The 12,977-nt window shown below is 40.6% G+C and carries 10 protein-coding genes; 9 read left to right on the forward strand and 1 reads right to left on the reverse strand.

What is annotated here, in order from left to right:
- The first annotated feature begins 4 nt into the window (after positions 1-4).
- Positions 5-3,523: a DUF6443 domain-containing protein gene (locus FHW89_RS27295; protein ID WP_172338214.1), complete on the forward strand. Its 3,519-nt coding sequence runs from the start codon at positions 5-7 to the stop codon at positions 3,521-3,523.
- A gap of 312 nt (positions 3,524-3,835) precedes the next feature.
- Here the strand turns inward: FHW89_RS27295 and FHW89_RS27300 are convergent, their stop codons facing one another.
- Positions 3,836-4,033, reverse strand: coding sequence for a hypothetical protein (locus FHW89_RS27300; RefSeq protein ID WP_172338215.1), 198 nt, complete (start codon positions 4,031-4,033; stop codon positions 3,836-3,838).
- 283 nt (positions 4,034-4,316) lie between these two features.
- Between FHW89_RS27300 and FHW89_RS27305 the strand changes: the two genes are divergently transcribed.
- From FHW89_RS27305 to FHW89_RS27340, 8 genes are all read left to right on the forward strand, one after another.
- Entirely contained in the window at positions 4,317-4,781 is a 465-nt protein-coding gene (locus tag FHW89_RS27305; RefSeq protein WP_172338216.1) for an SMI1/KNR4 family protein, read from the forward strand.
- Positions 4,782-5,172: 391 nt separating this feature from the next.
- Positions 5,173-5,529 carry a hypothetical protein gene (locus FHW89_RS27310; protein WP_172338217.1) on the forward strand — a complete coding sequence of 119 codons (357 nt, stop codon included), beginning with the start codon at positions 5,173-5,175 and terminating at the stop codon, positions 5,527-5,529.
- A 204-nt stretch (positions 5,530-5,733) separates the two neighbouring features.
- Positions 5,734-5,871: a hypothetical protein gene (locus FHW89_RS27315; RefSeq protein ID WP_172338218.1), complete on the forward strand. Its 138-nt coding sequence runs from the start codon at positions 5,734-5,736 to the stop codon at positions 5,869-5,871.
- Positions 5,872-6,373: 502 nt separating this feature from the next.
- Positions 6,374-6,928, forward strand: a complete 555-nt coding sequence (gene kwaA / locus FHW89_RS27320; protein ID WP_172338219.1) for an anti-phage protein KwaA — start codon at positions 6,374-6,376, stop codon at positions 6,926-6,928.
- Entirely contained in the window at positions 6,928-7,962 is a 1,035-nt protein-coding gene (locus FHW89_RS27325; RefSeq protein WP_172338220.1) for a Kiwa anti-phage protein KwaB-like domain-containing protein, read from the forward strand. The genes kwaA and FHW89_RS27325 overlap by 1 nt, the downstream gene beginning before the upstream one ends.
- A 31-nt stretch (positions 7,963-7,993) precedes the next feature.
- The gene (locus tag FHW89_RS27330) at positions 7,994-8,215 is read left to right on the forward strand and encodes a hypothetical protein (RefSeq protein ID WP_172338221.1); all 222 of its coding nucleotides are present in this window, start codon (positions 7,994-7,996) and stop codon (positions 8,213-8,215) included.
- A gap of 342 nt (positions 8,216-8,557) precedes the next feature.
- On the forward strand, positions 8,558-9,622 hold the full coding sequence (locus FHW89_RS27335; protein ID WP_172338222.1) for a hypothetical protein: 1,065 nt from the start codon (positions 8,558-8,560) through the stop codon (positions 9,620-9,622).
- A gap of 29 nt (positions 9,623-9,651) precedes the next feature.
- Positions 9,652-12,977, forward strand: a 3,326-nt coding sequence (locus tag FHW89_RS27340; protein ID WP_172338223.1) for a hypothetical protein, incomplete at its 3' end; no start/stop codon positions are given.

The raw sequence follows: 12,977 nt of genomic DNA on the forward strand, positions 1-12,977 counted from the left end.
TCACATGGCTATTAAACAATATAAAATAAGCAAAAGATTACTGCTGGTGATCAATCTCCTGTTTATCGGATTAGGCGTAAAAGCACAGACGCAAGTGACCGCTCCAATGACAAATACGCCCGCGCCAGGTGAGTATTTCAGTACCAGTAGCATTACATTAAATCCGGATTTTAGCTTCACTGCGACTGCGGGGAACTCGTTTCATGCCTATATTCTAAGCCCGGATTGCTCGCTCATCAATAACGGATTTAGTGCAAATCAGAACTTTGTTGTGACATCGGTGCCCAGAATACCGATGAATACTTTTACCCTGACGGGGAAGACAAGCTGCGATATTATGCAATCGGTCGCTTATTTTGACGGACTTGGAAGACCGTTACAAACGGTACAGGTAAAAGGGTCTCCGGCAAATAGGGATGTTGTGCAACCCGTAATCTATGATCAGTTTGGGCGGGAAACACAAAAATATCTTCCTTACACCGCGACAGGGGCGGACGGAAGTTTTAAGGGAGACGCCCTGACTTCAGGGGCAGGGGTATTTAATTTTTATTATCCCTCGGGCAGTACTGCTGTTTCCGGTGCGCAACAAAACAATGGCATAGTATATAACCCGGCTCCTTACGGCGTAACAAATTTTGATTCCTCACCGCTTAACCGGGTAGAGGAGCAAGGTGCTCCGGGAACGGACTGGCAGCCTATAACAGGCAGTATCTCTGGGCATACGGTAAAAACGACCTACAAGGTAAATAATGTCGTTGGTTTTATAGATACCGCAAACACTTACCAGGTAGCATTATATTCAGCAACGGTCAATGCTGATCAGACCCGTACGCTGGTTTTGGGAAACGCGAATGGTAATTATTACCAGGCGGGTCAGCTTACCATAACCATTGCAAAGGATGAAAACAACAAAAACACCAGGGGAGGAAGTGTAGAAGAATACAAAGATAAAGACGGGCATGTAGTATTGAAACGCGCCTTTAATTTTACGGGTGGCGTACTACAGATTTTATCGACATATTATGTGTATGATGACCTGGGTAATCTCGCTTTTGTGCTTCCTCCCAAAAGCAATGCGGATAATGCGCTGCCTTCGCAGGCGATCCTGAATAATTTGTGTTATCAATACCGGTATGACGAACAAAACAGGCTCACGCAAAAAAAGATTCCTGGTGAAAACCGGGATTGGGAGTACATGGTATATAACAAACAAGGGCAAATAGTGCTCAGTCAAGATGGCAGGCAAAGAGTAACCAACCAATGGACTGCATCCAAATATGATGCCTTGGGCCGTGTGATCATGACGGGACTATGGAATGCCGGTTCGGTGATTCCTCTGTCTACATTACAAGGTAGTATATATTCCGGAGATCAATGGGATGTACGCAATTATACAGACAACAATACGGGGTATTCAGTGACCAGTTATCCGGCGTTAAGCAGCATATTGACGATTAATTACTATGACGATTATATTAATATTCCTGGTAAACCATCACAATATAGCGCTCCAGCAGGAGCCAATCCGATGACCACAGGTTTATTAACGGCAACCAAAACGGCTATTCTTGGTAGTAGCAATATGTTATTGAGCGTCAATTATTATGATGATCTGGGCCGTACGATACAGAGCTACAGGCAGCACTATTTGGGTGGCGGTATACCGAACGCGGGGAACTACGATGTGATTACGAATACCTATGATTTCAGCAACGCAGTGATCTCAAGTACAAGAAATCATTATACATCGGCAAATGCGACAAATCCGGCGGTAACCATAGTCAGTACACTTAGTTACGACCATATGGGCAGGAGGATAGATAGTTTTGAACAGATCAATGGTGGAACAAATGTACTTTTATCACGTGCTGAGTATAATGAGCTTGGCCAGTTGAAGATTAAACATTTGCATAGTGAAACCGGCTCGACGCCATTTTTGCAGGATATTGCATATGCCTATAATGAACGGGGATGGTTAAGAACTGCGGGAGATGCCAGCAATCAGTTTAGTTATGAATTACGCTATAACAATAGTACTGATGCTATCAGCAAACAATATAATGGCAACATTGCTGAATTGTTGTACAAAGGGCCCGCCAGCGGCAGTAAAAACTTTATCTACAGTTATGATCAGTTAAACCGTCTGGGAAAAGCGCTATCAAACGATGGTTTACTAAATGAACAACTAAGCTATGATACGCAGGGTAATATCGCAAGCCTGAGCCGGACAGGAAATAGCAGTGCTTCTTTAACCTATACTTATCAAAGTAGTGGTCAAAGCAATCAATTACAAACGGTAACCAATAGTGGCTCCGCATACCGGAGTTATACTTATGATGCTAATGGGAACGCCACTGGCGATGGGGTAAATAAAACCATAGGCTATAACCTGCTTAATCTGCCGCAAACCGTAACTCAGGGGACATCGACGCTGGCAACTTATACTTATGATGCGGGTGGCCAGAAATTACGGAATACGGGGAGTGATGGAAGCTGGGATTATATCAATGGTATTGTTTATAACAATAACGCGATCAGTTTTATCCAAACGGAAGAAGGACGAGCTATACCGAATGGTGGGAATTACCATTATGAATACAATTTATCGGATAACCTGGGCAATGTACGGGTTTCCTTTGATAAGAATCCGGCCAATAGCGCGGTGAGGACCTTACAGGAAGATGAATACTACGCTTTTGGATTGAGGAGTCTGAAACAAGACAATTCGAATAATAACCGTTATCTTTATAATGGAAAAGAGATACAGACTGATTTAAGCAATCAGTACGATTACGGTGCAAGGTTCTATGATCCGGTGATTGCCAGGTGGAATGTGATTGATCCGAAAGCGGAAGCCGATAGAAGATGGTCTGTATACGTCTACGGCTTTGATAATGCAATAAGATTTGAAGACCCGGACGGGATGGAGGCGGAAGAAGGGGGCTGTTGTGATGTACCAAGTGGAGGGCCTGTTATTACTAATATGCCTAGAACGGTCGGAGGACATCTAGTATCAACGGCAGGATTTAATAGTCCTGCTCCGATACCAAAAATGGATGCTGAGACCTTGGCGGGTGGTTTAGCCATTAGCGGAACCGCGACAGCTGGTGCTGGATACGTTTTTGCTCCATTTACAGGAGGGGCATCTTTAGAATTAGTTCCGATTGGCGAAGGCATCAGTTCACTGAGCTCAGCCATATCAGCTACAAAGGACGTTAGTGACGGGCATTATGGGAGTGCACTTACGACAATAGCACTAGATAGAGGATTTGGCTCATTAGGTAAAGTAGTGGAGGAGTCAAAGGGGATTACAAGTGTTGGAAAAGTGATTTTGCGTGGAACCGCTTTTGCTGCTAACAAGATAGCTGAAAATATAGCTGAAAAATTTAAAGCGGATCACGAACAGAAAAAAGAAGTTAAAGAGGCTCCGAAATTGGCTAATACGAAGGCGAACAAGGATAGTGAGAAGAACGCCAAAGAATTCTTTAAAAAGGCAGAAGAAAAAGAAAAGAAAAAAAAATAGTAGGAGTATGAGTATTTTATATACAATAGGGGGATGCATTTTATTAATGTACGGAATTTGGCAAACTATAACTTCCGCCAAAGTTTTTATAAGAGGAGAGCAAGATAGACTTGGAGCAGATATTAAAATATTGGGGGTTGGAATTACTTGTATTATCTGCGGCATTATAATAATTTTACAACATGTTTAGCATTGCCAAAGCCCAGGCTACTGCAAGGGTTTTAGCTACCGTAATGTAATGTATCCCTGCTGGCGCACATCAGTGGTGTGAGCAAGTATTAATAAATAACAATAAGCCCAACCAAGAGGGCTTTACTTTTTATAAGCTATTCGGGTCTTAGCATACTGAATGAGGCCATCTATAGCGTACATAATGTGTTCTCTGTCCTCATTAGGCAGTTGCCGGATACTTATTGCCTTATCTAATAAGGATTGATCTATCTGCTTATCGGCCTTGCCTACCAAGTAGTCCGACGATACGCTAAGTGCATCAGCAATCTTACTTGCCACCTATATGAAGTGTATGCCAACATGTTTAGTAAGCAAATATAAAAATTATTGCAATTGTCAGCTTATAGCAAGGCAAGCTGTACTCAGGCAAAACCTTTTAAATTTTGCCGATGGTGCTGATGATAGTCGATTGTTAAAAAACATAGTCTTGCCGTCTGTTGAAGGAAGCTGGACCAACCCTGAACTCGGACTGAGTACTAACGCGCGCTCATCCAGCGCGGTCTAAACTAAAGAACGGTCAATTACTACCGAGAAAACTATTAATGGAAAAAATATTGAAATTATGGTAGATAATATTCAAGTATCAATTAATCGACTTTTAGAAAATTGGATAAAGCAGGGATTTGGAATTTTCCCTGCAACAATTGAGAAAATTGAAAAAACTCAAAGGGAAAAAGAGGTTTTCTTGCCGGAAGATTTCGTAAAACTATATACTGTTGTCAACGGAATGCGAACACATTATCCCGATGATATGGACGAAGAGGGCTTTTTCTTTTATTCAGTTGAACAACTAATTCCATGTGCTGGAGAGTTGAAGGTTCCGTTGACAACCGAACTGGATGATGTATTGATATTCGCAGAATATATGCATAAGAGCTGGTGGTACGGATTTAAAGCACAAAACGGAAGAAACGCTTACACCATCGGCCTTATCCTGGACAAAGATAGTTTTAAGCCTGTTACGGATTCTCTTTCAGAAGTTATTCAATTTTACCTTGAAGATTCTCCCAGGCTGTATCCGCAATAGTTATTTTATCAGAAATATTGATCCTTTTTAACTGATGTCGGCTAAGCCTGGTTTACGACCATAGCTATTCGTTTGATCGTCGGAAAAGAATGCTCATGTATCCGATTTTGACATCGATAGCAACAAGATGGGTCGGATTGTAATCTCTAAAGTAAGATGACATGAAAAGTGGATCATTATTAATTGCGATTTTCTTAATTGCTTGCACAACTCGGTGCTCCAAAGTGCACGGAATAGCCTGGTCAAGCCTACCGGAATATCCAGGCCAACTTTATTAACACTAGATTACAAGCTATATTTTCAACCACCGGAAGCTCCTCAGTTAATCCAGGGGGCCCAGTAAACCCAATAGAACCAATAGATCAGATAATCCCATAACAATAAACACATTATGAATACAGAAAATTATCATATAGATGAAAAGAAGATAGTCTTTGAAAAAGGACGTACAGTCGAATTTGATTTTCCTATAAAGGAGACCCTGGTATTTAATGATAAAATAATTGTTCTTTTAGATATCGTGGGAACTACTAATACTAAATATAATCAAAATGTCTTTGCTATAGACCGCAATGGTAAGATTCTATGGCAAATAGAAAGAACAGAAAATCTTGATGCTATTGGATACTGTCCTTTTATAAGTATTGAAATGGATAATTTGAATTTAGTTTCGTTTAATTGGTGCGGATATAAATTTATAATAGATCCTAAAACAGGGGAAGTAATTGAAAGAATATTTACCAAATAACCACCCTTGAGCTGATCTGTGATCAGTGCGTAATAAGGATATAGCATTTGTGATGTGAGAGTAAAGCCCAACCACAACGGTTGGGCTTTTACTTTTTATAAGCTAACCTTGTTGTAGCATTTTGAACGGGGCCATCAATCGCATCGATATGCGCTCTCTGTTCTCGTTAGCGAATTGCAGTTGATAAACAGTACTTTTATCCCGGTGGCAAACAATAGCAAGAACGGTAAGATACAACCAGAAAACAAGATTCTGAAAATACTGACGGTGCCGAAACGGCATCATTTTGCTTTACTGGAGAGCGATAACCGGATATCTGTTCACCGGTTAAAAGAAGATTAAAGCAAGCGGGCCCTGGACTGGCCTTCATGCTGAGGCGATCAAACAAAGTTAGCTGAACCGATGGTCAGCAACGTTATCATCGATCCACATGATTTCCTGCGTATACGGTTTCCCGTAAAAAAGAGGGTTTGCGCGATCTTATTTTTGTTTCAGCTGGTTGAAATAATGGGCTGGGCTATTATACAATATTCCTAATCGATCAAAAATGAAAACATCTGTACTGCTTTTGGGGCTTTTACTGAGCGGGTATGCTCAGGGTGATTCTGTGGTTTATATCTGCGACAGCGGGCATGCGAAACGGTATCACTTGCGGGATGATTGCAGGGGCTTGCACAATTGCACGCACCACATTGTTAAAATCAGCTTGGGTGAGGCGAAGAGGGGTGGGAGGACGCTGTGTGGTTTGGAGGGTAAATAAATTCTGCCTGATGATGGATCTAACAAATCAACATTCGGAATTCACAGATACCAGTTGCGATTGGTTTAACCAAAGGTTGTAAATATGACAAAGTATAAAATAGGTTTGTATATCGTGTCTTTGGTGTTATTGTTTGTTAGCATCATTATCAAGAAGGTGGACTATGCAATATATGATCAGCATCATGTATTTATTGGTTATAAAGCAATTGCGCTCAAAAATGTACCCACTGTAATGTGCCTTTTTTTTATCCTGCTGGGTGGGATTATATACAAATTGTTTTTTTATGAACTGGATGGTGATTTCGCCCATCCCAAGACAATTAAATCGATAGAAAATATCAGTAACAATCATTTGTCTTTTTTGGCTACGTATATATTGCCTTTTGTGACGTTTGATTTTGCCGGTTGCCGTAACTGGCTACTGTTCTTTTTTATGATCATCATCATTGGAATCATATACGTCAAAACAAACTTCTTTTATACCAATCCGACCTTGTCTTTATTCGGCGTGTATGTCTATTATATCGACTTTGAAAACGATGACCAAAGGATTATCGCTATTTCAAGAAAAAAGCTTCTGTCTCATGACGTTGTTAGAAGAAGGCTTATAGATGAAAACATATTTTTTGTAAAGTAATGGATAGATCGGCATTAATTAATAAACTTCAGTTCGTCAGTACGGATGCTGTTGGTTTGGAACTTTATTTTTTACATCGTAAAAAACAAATAGATCCTATAGAAATACTACGTGTTGATTTAGAGGATACATCGACACAAAGCAGGCTGGAGTCTGTTTTTATTAATAAAATAAAAAGTGAATTCCTTAACCAGGATGAAGAAGGTCGAAGCCTACAGGAAGATTATGTATGGCATCTGAAACACATCAGGGACGTTAATGATTTAAAGGATACTTTTTATTATTTCCCCAATGTGGCTCCAACAAATGATGATTATCATATTCCTGAGGAATTTAAGGAAATGGTGAACTTGTTTAACAAGGGGTATCATGCCTTCGATGTTTTTAAACATGACAAACATTTGCTTGATCATGTATTTGCTTATTTGATACGGCTCCAAATCGATCAAAAACAGGTAATCATCTTTAAACAAAAGTATCCGATTGATATTTTAAGCCGCTCAACAGTTTTAAAAGTAATAGATCACGCCAGCAGGTTTGTTCTGGAAACGGATCCCCTGCTGAAAATAAGCGATAAGATTGATTTTATGCTGGTGGATAACCATTTTATTATTGTTAATCTGAAACTGCTGGAAACAAAATATGGCTTTAATGATCGGTATCTGAAGATGGGTACGCAGTCTTTAGAGATTATAAAAAATAAGAATGTTGTCTCAGATACGAGTAAAATTGAGGAATTAGCTAAAACGGTTGGCTTTTCAAAGAAACTGATGAAAGTTAAAGCGGATAATATTGTATTGGGGACCCCGATTGTAGAAATCAAACTTTTTTTGGAGGAGTACAAGACGATAGACGGTGCTGTGTCCTTGTCAAAAAGGATTAAATATATACCCGCGCAAAATAGATTTGAGGTCAAAAGCAAGGAGGCTGCGCGCGATTTTATCAAGCTGCTGAATGATGAGTATTTAATTTCTTTGTTGACAAAAAGGCCGTATGTGTCCACGATTAAGGAGGAGTTTGAAAATAATGAGTAAGTATACAATAACCATCTAAAACGAAATTGATATGGCAAGGGGAAGTTACGATCCTTGGAAAAAGAAATCTAAGGCGGGGACTAAAATCCTGATGAGTATGTTGACCACTACTTACAAGGTGGGTAAGGCTGTGGCTAAATCTGCGCCAAAGGCCAAACAGCGGCCGGTGAAAAATCAGGGGTGTATGGTTATGTTATTGTTGTTCGGTTTGGTGATTAGTGCCGTGGTTTTTGGGGTTTTCAGATTGATCTGATTTTTTTGGTCGATTGGCTATTTAGTTTATTTGAAAGAATAGTAGCTCGCGCGGGAGGGGTTGATGGAGATAGTTCGCGACTGGCCCTTATAGGGTTTATCGTGGTTTTTGCTCGATGTTAAATATTATAAACATTTAGCCGTTTGAATTGATAAATAATTATATTTGGCACACCTGAACAATAGTATATGACTAAATTATCACAGTAAGAAATCCCCAGCCATTAGCCTTCAGAAGGCTTCAATCAAACAGCATTTACTCATTACATAATAGTTTAGCTTCAATCTAATACAGATTGATTTTGCCTATACATTTTTATCAAACTTTTAGCCCTTTTATATCATGAAGAAACTGATCTTTTCACTATTTCTATTTTTAAGCTTTTCATCATTAGTACAAGCTCAATGGACCACTAATGGCACTATTACTTCAACAAGCAATTCCATTGGCATCGGCACAACTACACCACAGTCGTTATTGCATATTGTTGGAGCCGGAACCTTTATCAATCAAAGCACACAGTTTGATGCGAAATCATTGATCATCCAGTCTAATAATGGAGGACGAGGTCTTGCCAATGGGGCGCAATTGGAATTTGTTATTCCTGCAAATACCGACGGTTCTAACCCCTGGGGGCAAGCCCGAATTATTACAGTTGCTGGTAATGGTAACACCAGCGATGCTACCGGAAAGATGGTTTTGGGTACCCGGAGAATGTTTAATAAAGTTGGGTCAGGTGCTACCTGGTATTACGGTGATGATATCACTATCGATGGAGGAGGTAACGTTGGTATAGGAACAACGACTCCATCTGCTTCATTAACCGTAGACCCTCAAGGACCCGGAGGAGTGGTGATAGGTAATTCAAATACAGGAGCAGGTGGGTTTACCTCATTGCTGCTAAAAATTTCTGCAAAACAAAACGGTTATTCAACGATTGAAAGCATTCAAAGTTCCGGCTCTACCCTTGGTAACTTGTTTTTAAATCCAAATGGAGGCAATGTGGGTATTGGAATTACTGACACAAAAGGATATAAATTCGCCGTAAATGGAAACGTCATTGCTACATCCGTGACTGTCAAAGCAGCGGGTACATGGCCAGATTATGTTTTCAAAAAGGATTATCAATTGCCATCGCTTCGAGAAATTAAAGACTACATCGATCAGCATCAACATTTACCGGAAATTCCATCTGAGGAGCAAATTGCTAAAGAAGGATTGAATTTGGGTGAGATGAATAAACTGTTGATAAAGAAGGTTGAGGAATTGACTTTGTATTTAATTGATAAGGATAAAGAGTTAAAACAGGAAAGGGCGAAAAATGAATCGCAGCAAACTCAACTTAACAAGATGAATCAGCGAATGGAGGAAATGGACAAGCAGTTAAAGCTAATTTCCCAAAGATGATATGCTCAATTATTAATTGCCGATTTGTTATGAAACTTCCTGTCCTTACTGTTTTTATATTTGTCCTTGCTTTGAATGCTAATGCACAAACAGCAGCTGAATTTCAAAATGTTATTCCGATAAGTACTGTTTCTCCAAATGCAGCCAGCCTGGGTAAATTTGGAAACATTCCGGTAAGCTATGCTACCGGGATCCCTTCAGTAACCATCCCGCTTTACGAAATAAACGTAGGCAAAATCAAAATACCGCTATCTTTAGATTACCATGGTGGGGGTGTAAGAGTAGATGAGGTATCATCGAGCGTTGGTACCAGCTGGGCTTTAAATGGTATTGGAGAGATTTCCAGAAATATGATTGGCTTACCTGATGAAAATAGCGGGGGCTATCTTTCCGCACTTTCGTTAGATTCCCTATACAATTACTATCAATATGCCAATTACAGCGTACCCAGAAAGTTGGCGTTTGCCCAATATATACTTGATGTAAGGGATAATGCAAAGGAAACACAACCGGATGTTTTTTCATATACGTTAAACGGCAGCAGTGGTAAATTCATGTACCGTCCCAATGGCTCGATTATGCAAATACCCATATCGAATAACCGTATCGAGAGAACAACCGGCAATAACTTTAAAATAACGGATGACCAGGGGCTGGTTTATCTATTTGACCAGCAGGAGCGAACGCAAATGGTATCCGAATCCGCGACCGGTCCGGGCAGCTATACCAGTACCTGGCGGCTATCAAAAATGATCTCACCAAGCCTTGCAGACACGATATACTTTAAATACACATCGGTTGATGGTGATTTGGAACATAACTGGAGCTTTTCTAACGTCTTCGGTGATAATCCGGGCGATGGTGATTACAGCCGCCAAAGTTCATCTGTTTCCACAATTTCCCATAGTATAGAATTAATCCCAAATGAAATTGATTGGCGCGGGGGAAAGGTTGTATTTTCTAATAAACGGGATCGATCCGACCGTACTTCAGAGTTGCGATTGGATAGTGTGAAGGTCTATTCAGAATTGAATGGAGCTTTTCAATTGATTAAGAACATTAAACTTTATCAATCTTATTTTTATAGTAATCCCGTTGCTGGTAAAACTCCGGATAACCGGAATTACCGTTTAAGATTGGATTCCGTTGCTTACTTGGCGGTAAATTCAAGTTTACCGGCCCAATCGTATCAGATGACTTACAACAACGGTCCGATAGCGCCAAATGAATCATTTGGACAGGATATATGGGGGTTTAATAATGGCGCTTTCAACAATCCTGCGCTAATGCCTACCCAAACTGTATTGTGGAATGGCACCTATCGAACTATTGGAGGGGGCAATATGGATCCTGACAGTACCAATACTTACGTACAGGCATGTATGCTTCAGTCTATTAAGTATCCGGCAAAAGGAAAGTCAGTTTTTGAGTTTGAACCCCATCGGTTTCCGCAGGATTATTCAACAACGCAAACGCAATCCGTGTCCTGCGATGCTTACGGAGGTGTGCAACTTAGCAATACAGCGAGCTTTACGGTCAGCGCTGGTCAACAGGCTTTCAGTTATAGCGCCACCCTTTCGGCTTATAATTATCCGGGCGTAACCGATAGACCACAAATAAAGATGGTTGACCAAAATACGGGGCAGGTAATTTTCATAGTCGGTAACGTAAGTAACCCTGGTCAAAGTTATAGTACAGGAACTATTGCACTTTCCCTGGTTACAGGCCATACCTATGTGATCACTACCAGTATTAATACTACCGATTCCAGGGTATCTGCCACCTGCCAGGTATCCTGGTCAGTTCCGGTTAGCGGTACTATGATCAAAATGGGGGGAGGATTACGGGTAAGCGCGATCACGAATTATGACAGTAATGGTAACTTTGTAAATAAAGAGAAATATCAATATGGTAATGATGGTACAGGTCAGCTTTTAACGGCCGCTTCGTATTTATCCATTAATTATGAAAATCCCTTTTATGAAAGCGGCACCCAGCCTCCCTTGAATCCTAATTCCTGTATTGTTACTACATCAAATATAAAAGCCGTATATTATTCAAGAGGGATTTACCCGGCGACGCAGTTCAGTGGAAGCCCAATTGTTTATGGCGCAGTTACAAAATTTGATGTCGACAATAATGGTGTGGCAAATGGCAAAAAGATATTCACTTATACATTTTTCAGTGATCAGGCCGGCCTGCCGATTACAGATTATGGAACGTCGGGGATCTGGCTTGTTTCTCATAACTGGAGAAACGGGTTCTTAAAACAGGAGTATACTTATAAATCACTTGGCGCTTCTTACAGTCCGGTTAGTATTAAACAATACAACTATCAAATATACCGTGCCGATACTTTGCTGGGGCTAAAGATTAAACCCTTGTATATAAATGAAGGAGGCTGTGCTCTCACGAAAGATACCAGTATTACCAGATCCGGCGCGCCGAACCATGTAGGCGATGGTAATAGAACACATTTTCTAATGGGCCGGATACCTACTTATACCGGCGCCATATTGCTTCAATCAGAATCAGACACCACCTTTAATGATGCGGGAAACAAAATCATAGAGGTTAATAATAACTATTACGATGATCCGACACACATTTTACCAACCCGGAAAGAGACCTTTAACAGCACGGGTGATAACCTGACTGACGTAATTAAGTATCCCCATGATCTTGCAGTAGCAGGCAATGTATACCAGACAATGATGTCCAGAAACATGATATCACCAGTTGTAAAGTTTCAACAACTAAAGAACGGAATACAACAGGCTTTATCAAATATTAATTATTACGACTGGTTTGGCAATAATAGTCTTCTGCTGCCGCAAACAGTTGACGGTCAGGTATTGTCCAATCCGACCGAGAACAGAGTAAGGTTTAATAAATATGATATCTATGGTAACATTCAGGAACAGCAAAAAGCGAATGCACCTGTTTTGAGTTACAAATGGGCTTATGACAAAACTTATCCCGTGGCCCAGATTGTGAATGCTTTATCCTCTGAATTTTACTATGAAGGTTTTGAGGATAGTTCGGCCGGTGGAGTAACGAGCGGAGCAAGCCATACGGGGAATAAATACACGACGAATGCAACCGTAAGCTGGACCAGGCCGAATAGTCGTATTTATGTCATCAGCTATTGGTATAGAAGCGGCGGGGTCTGGAAATATCAGCCTGAACAAGCTTATACCGCGTCAATTTTTGCCATGACAGGGGGAGACGGCTATGATGACATTCGGATCTATCCGAAAGATGCCCAGATGACAACCTATACCTACGATCCCTTAGTGGGCATGACAAGCTCAACGGATTCGAAGGGCGAGACGACGTATTACGAATATGATAG

The organism is Mucilaginibacter sp. SG564 (assembly GCF_013149275.1).
In the GTDB taxonomy this organism is placed as follows: Bacteria; Bacteroidota; Bacteroidia; order Sphingobacteriales; family Sphingobacteriaceae; genus Mucilaginibacter.

What these genes read in the sequence shown, in the direction of transcription:
- FHW89_RS27335 (WP_172338222.1), top strand. Translation starts at nt 8,558, where the DNA reads ATGAAGAAACTGATCTTTTCACTATTTCTATTTTTAAGCTTTTCATCA.
- FHW89_RS27330 (WP_172338221.1), top strand. Translation starts at nt 7,994, where the DNA reads ATGGCAAGGGGAAGTTACGATCCTTGGAAAAAGAAATCTAAGGCGGGG.
- FHW89_RS27305 (WP_172338216.1), top strand. Translation starts at nt 4,317, where the DNA reads ATGGTAGATAATATTCAAGTATCAATTAATCGACTTTTAGAAAATTGG.
- FHW89_RS27295 (WP_172338214.1), top strand. Translation starts at nt 5, where the DNA reads ATGGCTATTAAACAATATAAAATAAGCAAAAGATTACTGCTGGTGATC.
- FHW89_RS27310 (WP_172338217.1), top strand. Translation starts at nt 5,173, where the DNA reads ATGAATACAGAAAATTATCATATAGATGAAAAGAAGATAGTCTTTGAA.
- FHW89_RS27325 (WP_172338220.1), top strand. Translation starts at nt 6,928, where the DNA reads ATGGATAGATCGGCATTAATTAATAAACTTCAGTTCGTCAGTACGGAT.
- kwaA (WP_172338219.1), top strand. Translation starts at nt 6,374, where the DNA reads ATGACAAAGTATAAAATAGGTTTGTATATCGTGTCTTTGGTGTTATTG.